20 protein-coding genes and 1 pseudogene are annotated in these 20,440 nt (G+C 48.8%); 20 read left to right on the forward strand and 1 reads right to left on the reverse strand.

Annotation, left to right across the window (positions count from 1 at the left end; all coding sequences use genetic code 11):
- Window positions 1-820 precede the first annotated feature (820 nt).
- A pseudogene (locus EBB54_RS32360) lies at window positions 821-1,159 on the forward strand (C40 family peptidase); the annotation flags it as partial.
- Between the two features lie 843 nt (window positions 1,160-2,002).
- Entirely contained in the window at window positions 2,003-2,212 is a 210-nt protein-coding gene (locus tag EBB54_RS25145) for a DUF1858 domain-containing protein (protein ID WP_004081706.1), read from the forward strand.
- A gap of 51 nt (window positions 2,213-2,263) precedes the next feature.
- Here EBB54_RS25145 and EBB54_RS25150 read toward each other — a convergent pair whose 3' ends face one another.
- Window positions 2,264-2,983, reverse strand: a complete 720-nt coding sequence (locus EBB54_RS25150) for an adaptor protein MecA (RefSeq protein WP_125129462.1) — start codon at window positions 2,981-2,983, stop codon at window positions 2,264-2,266.
- A 541-nt stretch (window positions 2,984-3,524) separates the two neighbouring features.
- Between EBB54_RS25150 and EBB54_RS25155 the strand changes: the two genes are divergently transcribed.
- From EBB54_RS25155 to EBB54_RS25235, 18 genes are all read left to right on the forward strand, one after another.
- Window positions 3,525-3,800, forward strand: coding sequence for a hypothetical protein (locus tag EBB54_RS25155; RefSeq protein ID WP_004081710.1), 276 nt, complete (start codon window positions 3,525-3,527; stop codon window positions 3,798-3,800).
- Between the two features lie 179 nt (window positions 3,801-3,979).
- On the forward strand, window positions 3,980-6,334 hold the full coding sequence (locus EBB54_RS25160; protein WP_125129463.1) for a glycosyl hydrolase family 18 protein: 2,355 nt from the start codon (window positions 3,980-3,982) through the stop codon (window positions 6,332-6,334).
- A gap of 187 nt (window positions 6,335-6,521) precedes the next feature.
- Window positions 6,522-7,484, forward strand: coding sequence for an N-acetylmuramoyl-L-alanine amidase (locus EBB54_RS25165; RefSeq protein ID WP_125129464.1), 963 nt, complete (start codon window positions 6,522-6,524; stop codon window positions 7,482-7,484).
- 62 nt (window positions 7,485-7,546) lie between these two features.
- Entirely contained in the window at window positions 7,547-9,064 is a 1,518-nt protein-coding gene (locus tag EBB54_RS25170; RefSeq protein WP_125129465.1) for an L-threonylcarbamoyladenylate synthase, read from the forward strand.
- A gap of 11 nt (window positions 9,065-9,075) precedes the next feature.
- A complete protein-coding gene (locus EBB54_RS25175) occupies window positions 9,076-9,564 on the forward strand; it encodes a deoxycytidylate deaminase (RefSeq protein ID WP_125129466.1) in 489 nt (162 codons plus the stop codon).
- Window positions 9,565-9,705: 141 nt separating this feature from the next.
- On the forward strand, window positions 9,706-9,915 hold the full coding sequence (locus tag EBB54_RS25180; RefSeq protein ID WP_004081722.1) for a pro-sigmaK processing inhibitor BofA family protein: 210 nt from the start codon (window positions 9,706-9,708) through the stop codon (window positions 9,913-9,915).
- A gap of 426 nt (window positions 9,916-10,341) precedes the next feature.
- Window positions 10,342-11,559: a P-loop NTPase family protein gene (locus EBB54_RS25185; protein WP_148099405.1), complete on the forward strand. Its 1,218-nt coding sequence runs from the start codon at window positions 10,342-10,344 to the stop codon at window positions 11,557-11,559.
- A gap of 35 nt (window positions 11,560-11,594) precedes the next feature.
- Window positions 11,595-12,803: a CpaF family protein gene (locus tag EBB54_RS25190; RefSeq protein WP_125131031.1), complete on the forward strand. Its 1,209-nt coding sequence runs from the start codon at window positions 11,595-11,597 to the stop codon at window positions 12,801-12,803.
- Between the two features lie 19 nt (window positions 12,804-12,822).
- Entirely contained in the window at window positions 12,823-13,509 is a 687-nt protein-coding gene (locus EBB54_RS25195) for a type II secretion system F family protein (protein ID WP_004081831.1), read from the forward strand.
- A 29-nt stretch (window positions 13,510-13,538) separates the two neighbouring features.
- Window positions 13,539-14,825, forward strand: a complete 1,287-nt coding sequence (locus EBB54_RS25200; protein WP_125129468.1) for a type II secretion system F family protein — start codon at window positions 13,539-13,541, stop codon at window positions 14,823-14,825.
- A 123-nt stretch (window positions 14,826-14,948) separates the two neighbouring features.
- Complete coding sequence (locus tag EBB54_RS25205; RefSeq protein WP_193554390.1) at window positions 14,949-15,179, forward strand: Flp1 family type IVb pilin; 231 nt, start codon at window positions 14,949-14,951, stop codon at window positions 15,177-15,179.
- A 1-nt stretch (window position 15,180) separates the two neighbouring features.
- Window positions 15,181-16,527 carry a DUF5702 domain-containing protein gene (locus tag EBB54_RS25210; RefSeq protein ID WP_125129469.1) on the forward strand — a complete coding sequence of 449 codons (1,347 nt, stop codon included), beginning with the start codon at window positions 15,181-15,183 and terminating at the stop codon, window positions 16,525-16,527.
- A 95-nt stretch (window positions 16,528-16,622) separates the two neighbouring features.
- Complete coding sequence (locus EBB54_RS30450) at window positions 16,623-16,769, forward strand: hypothetical protein (RefSeq protein WP_162307199.1); 147 nt, start codon at window positions 16,623-16,625, stop codon at window positions 16,767-16,769.
- Between the two features lie 16 nt (window positions 16,770-16,785).
- Window positions 16,786-17,532 (forward strand): pilus assembly protein, encoded by a 747-nt coding sequence (locus EBB54_RS25215; RefSeq protein ID WP_125131035.1) that lies wholly within the window; start codon window positions 16,786-16,788, stop codon window positions 17,530-17,532.
- 209 nt (window positions 17,533-17,741) lie between these two features.
- Complete coding sequence (locus EBB54_RS25220) at window positions 17,742-18,182, forward strand: prepilin peptidase (protein ID WP_004081844.1); 441 nt, start codon at window positions 17,742-17,744, stop codon at window positions 18,180-18,182.
- A 19-nt stretch (window positions 18,183-18,201) separates the two neighbouring features.
- Window positions 18,202-18,753, forward strand: coding sequence for a TadE family protein (locus tag EBB54_RS25225; RefSeq protein WP_125129470.1), 552 nt, complete (start codon window positions 18,202-18,204; stop codon window positions 18,751-18,753).
- Window positions 18,754-18,779: 26 nt separating this feature from the next.
- Window positions 18,780-19,673 (forward strand): DUF6382 domain-containing protein, encoded by an 894-nt coding sequence (locus EBB54_RS25230; protein WP_125129471.1) that lies wholly within the window; start codon window positions 18,780-18,782, stop codon window positions 19,671-19,673.
- Between the two features lie 122 nt (window positions 19,674-19,795).
- Entirely contained in the window at window positions 19,796-20,407 is a 612-nt protein-coding gene (locus EBB54_RS25235) for a rhomboid family intramembrane serine protease (RefSeq protein ID WP_125129472.1), read from the forward strand.
- Window positions 20,408-20,440 lie beyond the last annotated feature (33 nt).

The following is a 20,440-nucleotide window of genomic DNA, read 5'->3' on the forward strand; positions in this document are numbered from 1 at the left end:
TGGATTTGACGGCTGGGTCTGCGGGGAATATGTGGAAGCCGAGACTACATTTTCCTATGCGGAATCCAAGCAGGAGGAACAGCACCGCCTTGCACAGGGAGACACACAGACCCGGGGAACGATACGGACTGCCGGGACATCTGACGGGGAGCGGACCCGGAAAAATAAAACCGCAGAAACACGGAACAAGACTGACGGCATCCAGACCGGAACCGCTGTCGGAAGCCAGGCCAATGGAAGCCGGACAGACACAGTCGCCGGAAGCCAGGCAGACGTAAACCAGGCAAACGGGGCGCAGACAGGCGCATCATCCGCAGCTCAGGCAAATGGAACTCAGGCCGCAGCCGAAATCCAGACCAATGGGACACAGACAGTCGCAGCGTCCGGGAACCAGTCCAACGGAACCCAGGCAAATGGAACCCAGATAAACGGAGCGCAGACCGGCACTACATCCGGCAGCCAGTCCAACGAAGCTCAGGCAAACGGAACCCAGACAGTCGCAGCGTCCGGAAACCAGTCCAACGTAGTCCAGGCAAACGGAACCCAGACCGGCGCCGCATCCGGCAGCCAGTCCAACGAAGCCCAGGCAAACGGAACCCAGACCGGCGCCGCATCCGGAAGCCAGTCCAACGGAGCCCAGGCAAATGGAGCCCAGGCCGGCAGCATCAGCGTAGACAGCATGGGCAGACCCCAGTTTGACGGGGCCCAGACAGCAGAACAGGGAGCAGCCGGAACAGGAAATCCGGCCGGAGAAAACACACAGCAGGCAGACGGCACGGCCGAGGTGCAGGAAACCGCAGTGGTGGATTCTCAGGAATATGCCGGACAGGCAGTCATCAATTTTGCCTGCCAGTTTATCGGAAATCCCTATGTATGGGGCGGCACCAGCCTGACAAACGGTGCGGACTGCTCCGGATTTGTACAATCTGTTTACGCAAACTTCGGAATTGCCCTTCCGCGTACCACCTATGAAATGGTAAACGCAGGGTATGAAGTCAGCTATGACCAGGCGCTTCCGGGCGATCTTGTATTATATGACGGACATGTTGGCCTGTACATGGGCGACGGAACCATCGTCAATGCCATGAATGAAGCACAGGGCATTGGAATCTGCACAGCCACATATGCACCGATCATTACAGTCCGCCGTGTCCTATAGCAGAAAGCCGAAAAAGGCAGGACAGACGGCGGCTCACGGGTTTGCCGTCGAATCAGATCATAATTTGCTGAAAACAGTGCGGGAATTGTCTGTAAAAAAACAGACCCCATCCTATAGAGACCAGGATCATATCCGCCGAATCCGGGGATAGATCCTGGTTTTTCACATCTTTTCATATTTCGGAAGAAACTTTTTCGAGGACAAAAGTATACGGAAAAGTTTCCGCAGTCAGAGTTTTGACGGCTTCCGCAGTGGAAAACTAAGAAAACAGCATATTCAGGCGCTTTTTTTTAAATAGACAGGCAATTTAAACAAGGTTTTTCTCCCGCGCAGACTGGAAAAACGCGGAAATTGTAGATATATGATATACAAAATGCACAAAAATGTAAAAAATTGTCGAATGCATAAAAAGAGAAGTTTTCAACTTATCCACACTCAAATCATTCAAAAACGTGGAAAAACGAAGAAATTCAAAAAGTTATCCACATTATCCACATTGAGAAACCCCTTTTTTGTGAATTACTTTGGAATAAAAAAGAACGAATGTTTTGGTGAGTTATGATGAAATTAGGAATTTGTCGAAAAAAAGAGAAAAAAATGTTGACTTTTAAGTAGTCAAAAAAGAATCTTCAGCAGGAACACAATTCTGAAAATTTTCTGCACTTTTCAGTAAACGGCTGGCTGCTTTGCGGTTCATATCCGGCCGGGGCGTTTTTTCCTATAATAAGAATAAAAAATCCATTTACACCGGTTGATAAATTAGAAATTTGGGATTATAATAAGAAACACTGTAACTGTTCAGTACAGATACGTGATATTGAAAATAAAAGGAGGATAAGAGAAATGGCACAGATTTCTAAAGATACAACGATCGGAGAACTGCTGAATGTATTTCCGGGAGCGGCTCCCATTCTGATGGAGATCGGTATGCACTGCCTTGGATGTCCGTCCGCACAGGGAGAATCCCTTGCAGAAGCAGCAATGGTTCATGGGATCGACTCAGACCTGCTGGTAGAAAAGATCAACGCGGCAATCACAGCGGCTGCAAAATAAACAAACAAAAATCCGTCCGGACATCTGGAATCCCGGACGGAATTTTTTTGCTTAAACCTCTGTCAGCCGCTGTACGGCATCTGTCGAAATGACAGTCTCACAATGTTCTTCCAAAAATGCAAGCACGGAGCCGGAAACTCTTTCGAGAGTGCCGTATTCTGAAAGCATATTGCAGATCTTGTTAAATTCGTTACTCGTATGTTTTGATTGTGTGAGGGCCAGGATATAGATATCATTCCCGGGATCTCGGTATAATGTATTTCGTCCCTGGTACATCTGGGCGATCAGCCGTGCTGCCTGTATCACGCGGTCGATATTCTCAAATGAGAACAGCTTTGCGGGGGCTGGTTCCGGAGCCTTCTTTTCTTCCACGGCCTGAGCTGCGCCTGCCGCAGCCTCCTTGACCTTGTTCAGCAGATCAAGGAACTCTTCGGCACCTTCCAGCTTGCTGAATGGGGATTCATGAACAGCATCCGATTCGCCGAAAGGAGTAAACTTGGAAAATCTCGTATCCAGTTCTTCCGGGTCCTCTACCTTTGTAATGATCAACACAATAGAATCCGCAGAAGCCGGAATTGCCTCGATCATCAAAGGAATATCATCAGCTTCGAAGCCAAAGTCAAATGATGCCTGCTGCATCATGTCACGAAAAAGAGACTTTGCGTTCTCCGTACCATAAGCCAGTTCACTCAATTTTAGATGGCGGGCCGCCAGATCAGCATGTGTCAAAGTGCAACGAATTTGATTTTCATTCAGTTTTTCGATTTTCATATGATCACATCCTTCTGATATTGATATATAACAATGTATGCAGGTTCTCCCCACTTACATATACCCAAAGGGCAACCCATATATCATTCTCAACCTTAGTATAAACAATATCTGTGGATATGTAAAGAAAAATAATCATAAAATATTTGGAAATACACGGGTTATAAACAAATTAACACCGCTTATGCACAACAAACACATTGAAATTACGTTTAAGGCTCCGTATAATGGCGAAACAGAAGATAGTATTCCACGATAAATAAATCATGCTCACGAAAGGAGGGCGGAGAACATGAGGCCGAAAGGGCGTCCTGCACACGTCCGGACAGGCAGCATCTTAATCGAATGATCTTATAATCTATTCTGACGGTCATATTGGTCAAGGTTCCGATTCAGGAACAGATTCTGAGAGAGAAGGAAAAATCCCTGTGCGGTTCGTACTATCTTCCGTTTGCATAAGCAGCGGTATGTCACATGCACCTTCGTCTGGCAGCAAACGACAGCCTGTTTATCAGAACCCGCAGAGAGAGGAGCGGAACAAATGAGGAAGAAAAAGATATCATATCAAAATTTGTACACAGAATTGGAGGGCTTTGAACGGAATGGGGTATGCATTCTGATCGACGGCAGCCATGCAAGCCCGCTTCAGGTAGTGAGGGCGCATATGGTCCGGGAAGAAGGAGCCTATATGCGGGATTACGAAGTGGACAAGAACGGACACATAGAGACGCTTTCATTTATCAACATCAATCACACAGGAAAAAAGAAGAAAGGAAAGGAAGACCAATCAAAACCCCGAGATCGGACTGAGATATAAGAATTTTGGTAAAACTTAAGATCCGTATATGATAAAACATAGGCAAAACATAAAATTTTGCCAATTTCCTAAAATACTGATGACGTATAAAAAAAATGTGGTATAATGGTCAGGTGAAATGCCGGGCGGCGCAGGAGATACACTTTCTTATATGGCAAAGTCCGGACAGGAGGTAAGGAATGGACGAAAGACAAGGAACAGGATTAGATACCACAAATCAATGGTCCGGTCAGAATCAGGACAGGCCGCCAAGGGGCACGGATAAAAACGGTGCACCGGCGGACCCGGTACGTTTACGGAGAATCAAAAAATTGGAGATCGAAAGCCTGCGCAAAGCAGGCAGAGCCCATATTGGTGATATGCGCAGAGCAGGAGCAGACAAAACCGCAGCCGGATATGAAGCGAGAGTTTCCGGAACTGACGAGAATCGGAGCGCAAGGCCATCCGGAGCCGCAGGTACACAGGGCGGCAGGATGCCTGGAAGCGGCGTTTCGCATAACGGCAGAGTATCCGGGGCTGACGGTGCGCCGGGCAGGAGGACATATGCCGGCGACGGCGCCCAGGGCAGAAGGATATCCGGGTCTGATGACGTACGAAGGCCCGGCGGTGCGGATTCTGAAGGCAGGCGGGAAGGCAAGGCTCCAGGAGGCGGCTCCGTTCAGGATAAAGGAAGGCAGCGGGCGGACGAACCGAAGAATGCAAGAATGGCAGGGACTCCAGGCAGACAGCGCCCGGGCGGACGCGGGATGAGAAGAGGCAACCGCGCCAGAAGAAGGCGCAGGAATCTGATCTTACGTCTGGTATCACTTGTGGTATTATTGGTCATAGCAGCAGGAGGCGCTCTTTTCTGGCAAAAGTACGGTCCATCAAAAGAGGAAGCAGATTTGAAAGAATATTATGGGCTGGAAAATGAGAACGATATTGCGGTGGTCATTAATAATGAAGTGATCAGAAAGGAAGAAGGAGGCGCGCCAGTCGGCAAATTAATCGACGGGCAGCCGTATGTAGAATATTCCGTTGTCAGACATTATATTAATGAAAGATTTTACTGGGACCCCAACGAAAGTATCATGCTTTACACACTGCCCGGCGGCAACGTATCCGTGACGGTTGGCAGCAAAGAATATACGGAGATTAACGAAAAGAAAAGTGAAAATTATGTGATCCTGAAAACAGAAGGCAGAACGGCATATATCGCACTCCCGTTTATCAAGGAGTATACAGGCATGGATTTCAGCGTTTATGAAAATCCAGGCAGAGCTGCAATCACATGCAGGTGGGGCGAGATTCAGACCGCTGCCTTGAAGAAAAATACGGAAGTGCGCTATCAGGGCGGGGTAAAAAGCCCCATCCTGACAGAGGTGAAGAAGTCGGATAAGGTAACCGTACTGGAAGACGAAGGAGACTGGAAAAAGGTCGCTACCGCGGACGGATTCGTAGGGTATGTAAAGACGAATGCGCTGAGAAAGCAGGTCGCGGAAACCACAACAGGCAGCTTTATCGAACCGGAATATACCAACATTTCGGTGAACCATACGATCAATATGGCGTGGCACAATGTGTCGCACCCCGATGCCAACAACTATATGCTGGAGACGATCGCAAGCACGAAGGGGCTGACCACGCTGGCGCCTACATGGTTCAGCATTTCCGATACAGACGGCAACATGGACTCCATCGCTTCCTCCGATTACGTGAATTTTGCACACCAGCAAAATCTGGAGGTGTGGGGCGTATTAAGAGATTTCCATGGAGAGATCAGTTCTTATGAACAGACCTATGAGGTGCTGAGCTATACATCCAAAAGGGAGAACCTGATCAACCAGGTGATTGCGGAGGCGATCCAGTTCAACCTGGACGGGATCAATCTGGATTTTGAGCTGATTTCTACAGAATGCGGGGAGCACTATATCCAGTTCGTACGTGAATTGTCTGTAAAATGCAGACAGAACGGGCTTGTATTTTCAATTGATAACTATGTTCCGCAGCCTTACAACGAACATCGCGACCTGAAAGAGCAGGGCATTGTGGCCGATTATGTCGTTCTCATGGGATATGACGAGCATACGGAAGGCTCCTATGAGGCGGGCTCCGTATCATCTTACGGATATGTGAAGTCAGGTATCGAAGACGCCCTGGAAGTCGTCCCGAAGGAAAAGCTGGTAATGGGTATTCCATTTTACACCAGGCTCTGGCAGGAGACAGACAAGACGCCGGAGCAGATCGCCGCGGACGAGGGCACAGAGGCGGCGCTGTATTCCAAGAGCATAACCAGCACGGCCCTGAGCATGGACGAGGCACAGCAGACGCTGACGCAAAACGGCGTCGAAACAAGCTGGGACAACAATACAAAACAGAACTATGCGCAGTGGGAAGTAGACGGCACGGTCTACAAGATCTGGCTGGAGGATTCGGCATCCCTGGAAGAAAAGATGAAGCTGATCAAAGGCGCGAATCTGGCCGGCGTTGCAGAGTGGGCGCTGGGCATGGAAAATTCCGGAATATGGGATATGATCCTTCAATATGTGAATTGATCTGAAGCATGAACAGGTCTAATGCATGAACAGGTCTGATATGCGAACAGATTTAATGCATGACAGATCTTAATGCATGAACTGCTCCAGGGGAAAATCTGTCATTGACAGTTTTCCATATACTAAGGCGAAAGAGACATCCTCTTTTTGCATATATATGAAAATATATGCGAAAGGGGATGTTTTTTTGCGGAAAAAATTTATCATTCTTCTAATGATTGCAATGCTGGGAGGCATTGCGGCCGGAAGTCAGATGCTGGGTGAACGCCTTTATGCCCGGGTAGATGAAAATTCTGAGGACAAAACCGGGGAAAGCGAATCAGTCGGTAAGCCGGATACAGATACAGAGGGAGGTTCAGAGTCGGGAGCTGCGCAGGAGGGAGCCGCGGCAGCGGGAGAAGGCAAAGAGGGAATATCGGAACCAGGAACAGCGCCGGATGGAACGGTGAACCCGGGAGAGACGCCGGATGGAACTCCAGGAGCGCAGACAGCGGAAAATTCAGGTATATCGGAAAACGAAACAGGAGCTGCGGAAACCGCGGGAAATGCGGAGAAATCCGGAAAAGACACTCAGAAGGCAGAAGGTGCGCTGGTGATCCTGGATGCAGGCCACGGCGGCTTTGATCCGGGCAAGATCGGGATCAACGGCGCGTTGGAGAAGGATGTCAATCTGGTGCTTTCGCAGAAAATAAAGAAACATCTGGAAGATATGGGCTATCGCGTTCTCATGACAAGAGAAAATGAGGATGCGCTTGCCGGTTCCAAAGTAGAAGACCTGAAAACAAGAGTCACGCTGATCAACGAAAACAATCCGGCCATTGCCGTGAGCATCCATCAGAACAGCTATTCCCAGGAAAATGTCCACGGTGCCCAGGTGTTTTATTATACCCACTCAAAGGGCGGGGAGCAGGCTGCAAAAATACTGCAGGAGGCCATGCTTGAGGTAGAACCGGAGAATCACAGGCAGGCAAAGGCAAATGATACATATTACCTGCTGAAAAAGACAAAAGGAACAACCGTCATTGTGGAATGCGGATTTTTAAGCAATCAGGAGGAGGCAAACCTGCTGGTTACGGAGGATTATCAGGAAAAAATGGCTGCCGCGGTGGCAAAAGGAATACAAGAATATGTTACATCTTTCACTTTGTGACATTTGGTGGTATAATAAGATTCACTTAGAAGAAAAATTTTCCATTCAATGGAGTGATACCTGTGAAGACAATAATAAAAAAGATTGATGCGAATAAAATAGATATGCGGTTCATCCTGGAAGCAGGGTCTATTTTGAAAAAAGGGGGCCTTGTGGCATTCCCCACAGAGACCGTATATGGATTGGGAGCAAATGCCCTGGACGAGGAAGCCGCGAAAAAGACCTATGCGGCAAAAGGCAGGCCCTCGGATAACCCTCTGATCATACACATTGCGGATGTTCAGGCGCTGGAAGAGATTGCAGTCAATATTCCGGCGGAGGTAGAGGATCTGGCAGAACATTTCTGGCCCGGGCCATTGACGCTTATATTGGAAAAAAGTCCCGTGGTTCCGTATGGAACTACGGGGGGCCTGGATACGGTTGCGGTCCGGATGCCCAGCAATCTGGTCGCGAGGGAGCTGATCCTGGCTTCCGGCGGCTATGTGTCCGCACCCAGCGCCAATATATCAGGGCGTCCCAGCCCCACAACCGCCGAGCATGTCCGCCAGGATCTGGAAGGCAAGATTCCCATGATCCTGGACGGGGGCAGTGTAGAGATCGGCCTGGAATCCACGATCCTTGACATGACCGTAAGCCCGCCGATGATCCTCCGGCCGGGGGCCATTACGCTGGACATGCTGGAGGAGGTGATCGGGGACGTCAGTGTGGATCAGACAATCCTGGGCAATGAAAGCGACATTCCTCCGAAGGCTCCGGGCATGAAGTACCGGCATTACGCGCCGAAAGCCAAGCTGGTCATCGTAGAGGGCAATATCCGGGAGGAGACTCTGGCCATACGCCAGCTTGCCTATGAGGCGGCCAGGGAAGGAAGAAAGATCGGAATTATTGCTTCTGGTGAAACGGTAGATTTTTACACCCATGGATTGGTGAAAAATATAGGTTCCCGGGAAAATGAAAAGACGATTGCAAAAAATCTTTACGCTATACTGAGGGAATTTGACGAGGAAGAGGTGGACGAGATCTACAGTGAGTCGTTCAGCCGCCGGGGGATGGGAAGGGCCATTATGAACCGCCTGGAAAAAGCAGCCGGCCATCTGAGAATTTCCGCGGCAGCGGTTGTGAAGCGGCAGCGTTTTCACAGAATTGTATTCGTCAGCCAGTCAGATACCTGCAGGGGGCCGATGGCAGCGGAGCTGCTCCGCCAAAAGGAGCTGAAGCAGGAATATGTCATTGATTCCCGCGGCATGGTGGTTCTGTTTCCCGAGCCTGCCAACCAAAAGGCAGAGGCCGTGATGAAGAGCGTGCAGCTTACATTGGAAAAGCATACTGCCCATGCATTATCAGAGACGGAGATTGGCGAGGATATCCTGATCCTGACATTTGAAAAGAAGCAGAAGGAAAAGATCATCGCAGAGTACGGCAATCCGGAAAATGTCTATACATTATACGAATTTATCGGAGAAGAAGCAGAATTTGAAAGTCCATACGGTAAGCCGCTGCAGGCATATGGCGAATGCCTGGAAAAAATATCGGAGTCAATTGAAAAGTTGACAGAAGAATTAAATTCGTTTACAGAATAGGAGGTAGAAAAATGTCTGAAAAAAGAAAGGACTATCTTTCATGGGATGAGTATTTCATGGGAGTGGCAATGCTTTCCGGAATGCGTTCCAAAGATCCCAGTACACAAGTTGGATGCTGCATCGTCAGCCAGGAGAATAAGATCTTATCCATGGGCTACAACGGTTTCCCGACTGGCTGCTCTGATGACGAATTTCCATGGGCCAGGGAAGGAGACGATCCTTTAGAGACAAAATATGTATATTCTACCCACAGCGAGCTGAATGCGATTTTGAATTACAGCGGAGGAAGCCTTGTGGGGGCGCGGCTGTATGTCTCCCTGTTTCCCTGCAACGAGTGTGCCAAGGCGATTATACAGTGCGGAATCCGCGAAGTGATCTATGCCAATGATAAATATTCCGATACCCCCAGCGTGATCGCTTCCAAGCGAATGATGGACGCGGCCGGAGTAAAATATCACCAATACCGGAAGACAGAGCGCGAAGTTACGATCTGCCTGTAAAGGGAAAGGGACTGAAGACGGCAACATATCCTCCGGGACTTAAGCCGTCAGTATGACCTGCCCCGGAGAAAACAAATGGAATATATTCATAAAAAAGATACCGGTCGAATAGAATGTACCATACGGACGGAGGGATGAAGTATGGAGCAGAAGCCGGTATCTTTTTTAGTAAAATTTATTATGCGCGCGATTTTAGGAATGGGATTGATCTTTTTCATCAACCAGTATATCATTCCCCAGGAGACCGCATGGAAGGTAGGGCTGAACGCTGTTTCCTTTTTGACAAGTGGAACCCTTGGTATTCCTGGGGTCTGCCTGCTTTACGGCATTTTGATCTATCAAAATTTGTGAATGTTGCACAAAATTCTGCAAATTTGAAATTTGCTATGGACATTCTGGATAAGTGTGTTTATAATACAACCTACGCAGCAGAGTTCATGTCTGCTGTAATATCCTGCATCAATTCTGGATGGGGATATATCTGTAGATTGGGTAGTCTAAATTCTCAATCATCAAGTTTTTCACGCTGCATATTCGCAGCAAAGTTTTCAAACCGTGGGACAACACGATTAGAAAGCAAATATTTTTTACTGCCATGAGCAGTGCCGTATACCCTTTTGGCACATAACAGTGTGATTTTTACAGATGTGCTTCCGTATGTACGGGCCAGGGATCAGGTGTCGCTTATATGGCATTCGAAAAAGGAGGGATACGTTGTATGAAGGAAACCTTGTAATTTGTGACCAGGAACAGCAATATTCGAGAAATCTCCTGCAAATGTTTGCACGTAACAGAGAGACCGATATCCAGATGTACCTTTTCCACACCATAGAAGAAGTGGAAAAGTTCGCGGAACAGAAGCCGGTGCACACTCTGCTGATCGGCAAAGAATATCCGCCTGAGCAGAGAGCGCAGATCCCGGCTACAGAGAAGTTTGTACTGGTCAAGAGCAGACAGGATCAACTGGAAGAAAATGAAGCCGGCATTTATCGGTATCAATCGGCAGAAGATATCTGGTCTCAGATGTGCTATGAACCGACGGTGCCGCAGCCCGGAAAACTGGCGAAGCCGCAGAGCGAACGTTTCACGTCGTCGCAGCCCGGAAAACTGACGAAGCCGCAGAGCGAACGTCTCACGCCGTCACAGAACAGAATGGTACGGCCACCGGAGGATTCGAACACAGGTATACGGAGGAAACGGCCGCAGAAACCAGGAGCAGATGAGTGCCGGGAAACTCTAAAAAACTCGGCAGCACGTGATCAAAGGCAGAGACAGCAGGAGTTCAGACCAGAGGAAAGGAGACGGGGCTCGCGAAAAGCGAACCCAGAAGAAAGAAAAGAAGCGCCGTATATTTCGGAAACGGATGAAATTCCGGATCGGAGATCGGAACCGAAAGCAGACGGAAGAGGACAGAAGACATCAGCCAGATACCGCACGAACACAAGGGGAGAGCTGATCGGAGTATATTCACCGGTTCATCGGATCGGAAAGACCAGATTCGCAATGGAACTGGGCAGGGAAATGGCCAAAAAAGAACCGGTTTTATATCTCAACATGGAAGAATACGCCGGAGGCAGCTATTATTTTCCGGATCAGACGGGCCAGACACTGGCAGATCTGCTCTACTATTCGAGACAGGAAAAAGGCAATCTGGGGCTGCGCATCAGCACAATGGCAGGGCAGGATGAGGCGCTGGACTATATTCTCCCGATCCCCTGCGTGCAGGACTTGCAGGGTGTATCCGGGGAAGAATGGCTGAGGTTGTTTGAGCAGATCCGGGAGAACTGCATTTATCAGAAAGTGATTCTGGATCTGGGAGACAGTGTAAACGGATTGTTTCAGATACTGGAGGAATGCCACACTGTGTATACGCCCTACATTGAGGACGAGGTGGCCCGCGCAAAGCTTAACCAGTATGCGGAAAACCTCAGAAGGACGGGCAGAGAAAAGGTGCTGGAAAAAACCATACAGAAAAAATTGAAGCAGAGATATTAAAGCAGAGATAGGAGGGAATGTCCAATGGCAGGAAAATGAAAGCAGAACAGCTATATGAGATCGTAATGGACAAGATGGATCTGACCAGAGATATTGGGGACGAGGAATTGATGGAACTGATTCACCAGGTCATACGCGAAGCGGCAGAAGAGGAATACATGCCGCTTAAGGAACAGATCCGTTTAAGCAGGCAGTTATTCCACTCGTTCCGTAAACTGGATGTACTGCAGGAATTGGTGGAGGACGAAACCATCACAGAGATCATGATCAACGGAACAGATGAAATCTTTTTGGAACGGGAGGGGCGCATCATTCAGTCGGACAGAAAATTCATGTCAATCGAAAAACTGGAAGATGTGATCCAGCAGATCGTAGCCGGGACAAACCGTTATGTAAATGAATTGTCGCCCATTGTGGACGCCAGGCTGGAGGACGGATCGAGAGTAAACGTAGTACTCAAGCCTGTAGCGCTGAACGGGCCGATTATGACCATCCGTAAATTCCCGAAGGATACGGTTACAATGGATCAGCTTATTTCCTGGGGAAGCGTCACGGAAGAGGTGGTAGAGTTTGTGAAAATGATCGTAAAAGCAAAGTATAACATTTTTGTCAGCGGCGGTACGGGCTCCGGAAAAACTACGTTTCTCAATGCCATGTCCGATTACATCCCCAAGGATGAAAGGATAATCACCATCGAAGACAACGCGGAGCTGCAGATCAGAGGGGTGCCGAACCTGGTTCGTCTGGAAGCGCGCAACGCCAACCTGGAAGGGGAAGGCGCAGTGACCATCCGGGATCTCATCAAGTCGGCCCTGCGAATGCGCCCGGACCGGATTATCGTCGGAGAAGTACGCGGCGATGAGACCGTCGATATGATCTCGTCAGCCATGCTCAACGGCCACAGCGGTTCCATGTCTACCGGGCATTCAAACAACCCGGCGGATATGTTGCACCGTATAGAAACCATGATGATGATGGGGATTGATCTGCCGCTTGTGGCAATCCAGCGGCAGGTTGCCTCCGCAATTGATATCATCATCCATCTGGGGCGGCTTCGGGATAAGACGAGAAAACTGCTGGCGATCGTGGAAGTACTGGGATTTGAAGAAGGGAAGATACAGATGCAGACACTTTATGAGTTTAGAGAGGAGGGATGCAAGAATGAAAAAGTACAAGGAGCAATTGTGAAGGTGGAAGAACTGGTTCATCGGGACAAGCTGCTGGCAGCAGGATATCCGGCGTAAAGAATATGCAGCCGCGGTTTTGAAGGCCGTTCTGCTGGATGCGATGCTGGCGTACCTGTTTTATAATACCTGGGCAGCGGCAATCGTGTTGATTCCGGTAGGGATTTTTTACCTGCACCAGTGGCGGGAAGATTACTGCCGCAAAAAAGAGCAGGAATTTAGAGAGCAGTTTCAAAACGGAATGCAGATTTTGGCGTCAGCCTTAAAAGCCGGATATTCTGTAGAGAATGCGGTCAGGGAAACGGAAAAGGACCTGCGTCCGCTTTATCCGAAAGACAGCCGGATCAGAAGGGAATTTATCCGAATGATCCATGAACTGGACATGAATCTGACTGCGGAGCAGGTGCTCAAAGACATGGCAGGGCGTATTCAGCAGGAGGATGTGGACAACTTTGTGACTGTATTTGCAACGGCAAAGCGCACAGGCGGAGACAGCATTTCCATTCTGAAAAATACGGTGCAGATGATTGGAGAAAAGATTGAGGTAGAGCGGGAGATCCAGACTCTGCTTGCGGCAAAAAAGCTGGAATTTAACGTTATGTGCATCATTCCGCTGGGGATGGTCCTGTACATGAGAATGGCATTTCCCGAATTTCTATCAGTATTGTATGGAAGCCTTGTAGGAGTGATCATGATGAGCGTCTGCCTGGGAGTGTATGCATTTGCCTGGAGGCTGGGCACAAAAATGGTACAGATTGAAGTATAAAAAGACAGACGGATAAAAAGGCAGAAGAAATGAATCGGAGAAGAAGAAAAGAAACAAAAAAGCAGGGAATCCTGTCCCGGGCAGAAGAAAAATGGAATCCATTATATGTGAAAATGGGACTTGTGTTTCTTGCAGTCAGCGCGGCGGCATTGCTGGTATTCTGGATGGACAATACACAGCCGTTTCCCCAGGATGAAAACGGGAGCAGCGTGGTAAGTCGGAACAGCCAGGGCCAGGGCGAGCGGGAAGAAAAGCTGAAGGTTCAGATCGGCGATACGGAAGAAATGATGACCGTAACGGTCGGGGAGCAGGAGTATACCCAGGAGCAGTTGGACAAGGTTTTTCGGGAAGCAGGCGAACAACTGGAAAAGCTTGTGCTCGGAGAAAATGAAAGCCTGGATGAAGTACGGAGCAGCCTCAATCTGGTCAGTTCCATCCCGGATACGGGAATCAGCGTGTCCTGGGAGGTGGATGAGCATGAAACGATGAACCTGCAGGGAGAATTGAAGACGGAGAACCTGACAGATGAAGGAACACTGGTAAAGCTGACGGCAGTATTGAGCTACAAGGAGGAGACGGCAGAGACTGCATTTTTCGCAAGGCTCTATCCGCCCAGACTGAATCAGACGGAAAAGCTGTTAAAGAGGCTGGATGAGGAGATCGGTCGAATGGACGAGGAGACGAAGGAGGACGAGTATCTTTCGCTTCCGTCAAACGTGGACGGTATTCCGGTTATCTGGAAATACGGAAGAAACTTCCGGGCGCTCGGGCTTATGCTGATGGGTGCGGCCGCGGCATTATTTCTCTATGCAGCGGAGCTGGAAAAGCAGAAGAACAGGAAAAAGGAGCGGGAGGTACAGATGGCTCTGGACTATCCGCAGATGGTCAGCAAGCTGACACTCTACCTGGGCGCCGGCATGACGGTAAGAAAGGCATGGTATCGAATTGCAGAAGATTATGAGCTTCAGAAGGAAGAAAAAGGAAAAAGAGAGGTGTATGAAGAAATGCTCTATACCATGCATGAAATCCAGGGCGGCGGCTCGGAAGGTGAATGCTATGAAAAATTTGGTGAAAGGTGCGCGCTTCCGGCATACAAGAAGTTCGGCGCCATGCTTTCCCAAAATCTGAAAAAGGGAACAAAGGGACTGGCGCCTTTGCTGAAACAGGAGGCTGATAATGCATTTGAAGAACGGAAAAGCCTTGCAAAGCGCCTGGGAGAAGAAGCGGGAACGAGGATGCTGCTTCCCATGTTTTTGATGCTGGCAGTTGTACTTGTGATCATCGTAGTTCCGGCCTTCTTCTCTATCCAGATATGACACGCGAAGATGCCTGCAGGGGCAAATCATCCGAATTTGGCTAAAATTAAGCAGGATGCGGAAAGCCCCGCATTGAAATTCTGTTTTGCAGGCGGCAGGAAAACAACCGAAAAGGAGAATAGGATGAATAAATTAAACAGAATAAAAAACTTTGCAGTAACGATCACCAGAAAAGTGAAACAGAAAATGTACTATGGAATCCAGATGCTGAAGGATAATTCTGGAATGTCCGTAATCGAATTGCTGCTGATCTTAGTTGTACTGATAGCGCTGATCATGATTTTTAAGGATCAGCTTACAGAGCTGGTAAAATCTATTTTCGATAAGATTACCAGTGAGAGCGGCAAAATCTAAAATGAAACGGACGAAAAAAGGGGAGATCACGGCATTTCTGAGCTTGATCTTTGTGCTTCTGGTATCATTTATACTGGCAATGCTGGAAAGCGCAGTGATCCAGACGGCGAAAAACCAAAAACGGCTGGATGCGGATCGGGCGGTATTTTCCCTTTTTGGAGAATACCAGAAAGGACTGACGGAAGAATACAATGTATTTGCCATTGACGGCACATACGAAACAGGCCAGTACGAAGAAGAACTGCTCCTGGACAGAATGTCCTATTACGGAAGCATGGGGATCACGCAGGAGATTACGGATATCCAGCTTTTGACAGACAACGACGGACAGGCATTCAGGGAGCAGGTGCTGCAGTATATGGAATCCCGCACGGGGATTACGCTGGTGCAGAACCTGACAGGGCTGGCGTCAAGCTGGGAAGAGCGGGAGATACGGGGCGAGGAAGTGACCGGGGAACTGGAGGATGTGCTTGCGGATAATGGGGAGATGCTTATGGCAGAGGCAGGCGGGCTGCTCCAGGCAAAAAAGGGCGGTATTTTATCTCTGATCCTGCCGAAGGACTTTCGTCTTTCCGGCAAAACCATCCGCCCGGAGGAACAGGTATCCGGGCGGACATGCCGGACAGGGCGGGGCAGCTTCCCGGAACGCAAAAGCGCAGGCCGCGCAGACGCAAAGGTGCTGTTTGAACAGTATATTATGGAAAAGTTTGGTTCTGCCCTGGAACCCAAAGGAGAAAACCGGAATCTGGATTACGAGGTGGAGTATATATTATGCGGCAAGGACAGCGATGCAGAAAATTTGAAAAGTGTCGTAACTCAATTGCTGATGGTCCGGTTTGGCACCAATTATGCCTATCTGTTGTCGGATACAAAGCGGCAGGGAGAGGCGGAGGCCGTGGCGGCAGCGCTGGCAGCGGCATTTATGAATCCGGCATTGGAGCCGGTACTAAAGCAGTCTCTGATAGCCTTGTGGAGCCTAGGAGAAAGCATTGTAGATCTGCGTGCACTGCTCGCAGGAAAACGGGTTCCCTATACAAAAAATGAAGAGAACTGGCAGCTTCAGCTGAGCAATCTGTCGAAGCTGGGAAAGGAAGAAGACACGCAGGAAGGGCAGGATTCGGAAAAAGGGATGACATATCAGCAGTATCTCCATGTCCTTACATTTGTAAAAAGCAATGCAAAGCTGACCATGCGGACGCTGGATCGGGTGGAACAGAACCTGATCCAGGAAAAGGAACAGACATTTTTCCGGGCAGACGCCTGCGTAACCAAGATCAAGCTGTACAATACGGCGGATATCTGGAACGGTACGACCTATTCATTCCCGCTGTATTATGGATATTTGTAACATTTAAGTAACATATCATTCTTTTGGGGCCTGCCATAGATGCCTGCTCATCCTGGAACCGCCTGCGTTCACACAGGCAGAATCCGATAAAAAAGATGCAAGGGACAGTTGGAGCTGTCATGGAAGCTCCGTTTGATCTGCTGACGGGGAAAGCGTTCTCATGGCAGGGCGTGGAAAAAAGAGGAAAGGAAGAGATGGAAGATGGCGTATCCGCAGGAACATACTCATATTGCACATTCTGATCAGGAACAGGCATCTATGGCAGGCCCAAAAGGAAGTATGACGGTAGAAGCAGCGCTTACGATCCCGGTTTTCTTATTTGCCGTACTTTGCCTCATATATCTGCTGGAAGTACAGGCGATCCGGATCAGCGTCCATTCTGCAGCCCAGGGAGCGGCGAAAAATGCGGCGACGGATATTGTTACGGTTCCGGTGCTGAATGTGTTTAAATTTAAAAGCGATATGGTCAGGATGATCGGTGCCGAACGGTTGGAAGGAAGTATCATACAAGGAGGAAAATCAGGACTTTCATGCCTGGGGTCTCTGTACTATCCAAGTACAGGCGAGATCCATGTCAGGATCTCTTATAAGATCAGGCTGCCGTTTCCCGGATTTACGGACATTGGGGTACGGCAGAAGGATACCTTTATAGTAAAAGCCTGGACAGGCTATACAAAACCGGATGTTGAAGATGAAGACGGAGAGATCGTCTACGTCACGGACAGCGGGGCCGTATACCATACAAACTATCAGTGCTCCTATCTGCAGTTGTCGATTCGGTTTCTCCCGTCTACCGGTCTGTCCGGGATACGAAACCTGAGCGGGGCAAGATACCGGTCCTGTGAAAAATGTGTCCACGGAAGCGCCATGGCGGGCGTCTATGTGACGGACAGCGGGAACCGGTACCATAATTCCCTGAACTGCAGCGGATTGAAACGGTCAATCCGCGCGGTAAAAAAATCGAAAATATATGGAAAGGCGGCCTGCAGCAGATGCGGCAATTAGCTGTTAAACTGCCGGCCAAAGCTTCTGAACAAAAGTAAAGGACGAAAAGCAGAGAATGAAGCGAAAAGCAATGTGTTAAGTGAAATGTGAAGTATTATACAAAAAGTAAAGTATCAGCCAAGAAGTAAAGTATCAGCCAAGAAGTAAAATATCGACCGAAACGTAAAGTATCAATCAAAAAAATTAGAACCAAGAGAGGAGAAATCGATATGTATTCATTTAGTCAATTATGTTGTGTGGGGTATCTGTGTTACCTGTCTGTGCTGGATATTCAGAAACGCAGGCTGCCGGAAGGGCTTTTGGCCGCCGGGGTCGGAGTGGCGGCAGCTGTGGCAGTATTGAAAATATTCCTGGGATTTGGGCCGCTTTTATTAAGCCTGGCAGGGGCAGCGGTGGGCATCGCTTTTTTGTGGATCAGTAAGATAACAGACGAGGCATTCGGGTATGGGGACAGTATTCTGATCATTGCCCTGGGGCTGTTTCTGGGGCTATGGAAACTGCTCTATCTGCTGATGGCCGCATTCGGTCTGTCTGCAATCTATTCCATGGTAATGATGAAGAAACAGAACTTTCAGAGGACAACCACGCTGCCCTTCGTCCCCTTTTTTGGAGCCGCATACGTTATACTGCTGCTGGCAAGATTATTTTAGACGGAAAGGAAGCCCCGGGATGAGACGGAAACGGATATCGGCCTGCGGCGGGCGGGGACTCAAGGGCGTGATCACGGTAGAGCTGTCTTATCTGTTTCCGATAATACTTATGATATTTCTGGTGATAGTTTATACGACCTTCTACTTTCATGATAAAAACATTTTGATCGGGGCGGCCAGTGAAACGGCTGTGGTGGGAGCACAATTGGAGCGCAGGCCCGGCGAAAACGGGCGGGCGGATCTGGCTGGCTTTTACCAGGAACGGATTCGGGGGAAGCTGATCTTATTTTCCGGGGCAGAGGCATCTGTGGATACCACAAGGAGATGGGTGGAGGTCAGCGCGTATGCGGAACGGAAGTGGATGCGGCTTCACGTAGTCCAGCGCGCGGCACTGGCACAGCCGGAAACTGCGATACGAAGACTGTGGCTGCTGGACAGGCTTCAGGAAGCCGGGAAAAAGGAAACAACGGAGGAGGGAAGCTCTGCTGATCAAATCGAAGGGAGCAAAACAGATCAGAAGGCAATCGGACAGACAGGATCGGGCACTGCCGTAGAGAGTCAGAAAAAGTGAATTGCAGGAAAGAGGAGGTGCTTAAAATGCAGCGGGCAGAATTTGAAACCAAGCTGAACAGGAGCTGTCTGCATATATATAAGGAAGCGCATTATGAAGAAGACTATCAGATGCCGATGCTGCGGCAGAACCGGCTGGATGGGATTCTGGAGGTGGAAGGCTGCGAGATGGACGGAAGGGCCAGATATACGTATGAGATCAGCGGTTTGACTTCTATGAAAACCATGTACGAAAACGCCAGCATAAAAAAGCGGGAGATTGAGGCGGTGATAGCCCGGATTCTGGAGGTGACCGATACATTACAAAGATATATGCTGGACCCCAACTGCCTGGTTTTAAAACCAGAGTACATATTTCATAAAGAAGGGCAATGGTTTTTCTGCTATTTTCCGGGAATGGAAGAGGATCTCTGCAAAATATTTCATGAACTGACGGAATATTTTGTCAAGATGCTGGACTATGAGGATACGGAAGGAATTTTTCTGGCTTATGAGCTGCATAAAGCAACTCTCCAGGAGCATTATGACCTGGAACTGATTATGAAAGAATATAAGGGCAGGGAATCGGAACGGAAGAAGCTTATCATGGATAAGCCGAAGCCTGCGGGAGCAAAGCGGGAAAATAAAGGGACTATACGGAGAATACCTGCTCCGCCCGATGAAGATGAAAAGGAGGAATTTAGTTATGGAAGTCATGGAAATATCTTCAGTGTGACAGACGAGGAGGAACCTAAATCAGAACAGAGCCGTTTTACATATGGAAAGAGTGAAGAATTGTATTCTGCGAATATGATCTGCGAGGAAAAAACGGGAGGGTGGTGGAAATACTGGAGGAAAGCGGCAAACGGCATACGGAGGAAACGCTGGGGAAGCTGGGACGATTTGATATTAGAAACCGATGGACAGGAGGAGGAAAGCTGATTATAATAGGATTAGCGGCGGATAGTCTGCGCAGCAGGCTTTTGCATAGTAATTAAGATTGTATAAATAAAGACTGGGAGTTTGAGAAGAAAATTCCGGGAAAAAGAAAAGCGGGAGTGATTATGGAGCAGAAAAAAGAGCAGAGAGCAGTCTGTACGACCGGGCTCATTGTAGTGAATATAGGAATATTTTTGGTATTCATGCTGTTGGGAAAATCCGAGGATGTGCTGTTTATGCAGCAATACGGTGCAATGTATGAACCGTATGTGACGGATGGGCATGAGTATTACCGGCTGCTGACCAGTATATTCCTGCACTTTGGAATCGAGCATCTGCTTAATAATATGGTAATGCTTGGGGCGCTTGGTTTCAACCTGGAGCCGGAGATTGGGAAGCTGCGTTTTCTGCTGGTGTACTTTGTAAGCGGCATCGGCGGAAATATATGCTCGCTTCTGCATAACATCAGCGTTGGCGAAAATGTAATATCCGCAGGCGCGTCCGGCGCAGTGTTCGGACTGATGGGAGCGCTGCTCTGCGCGGTGATCCGGAATAAGGGATGCATTGGCCGTCTGAATAAGAAAGGATTGGTGATACTTGTAATATTAAGTGTTTACCTCGGGCTGTCGGAGTCGGGGGTAGATAATGCCGCGCATATCGGAGGACTGGTCTGCGGCTTTGCTTTGGAAGCGCTTCTGGGCAGCTTTAAGTATAGGAAGTCTTCGGAACAGCGCTGAGTGCGGCAGTTCGGAAACCGTAAATATTTATAG

Source organism: Schaedlerella arabinosiphila, assembly GCF_003885045.1.
Classification (GTDB): Bacteria; Bacillota; Clostridia; order Lachnospirales; family Lachnospiraceae; genus Schaedlerella; species Schaedlerella arabinosiphila.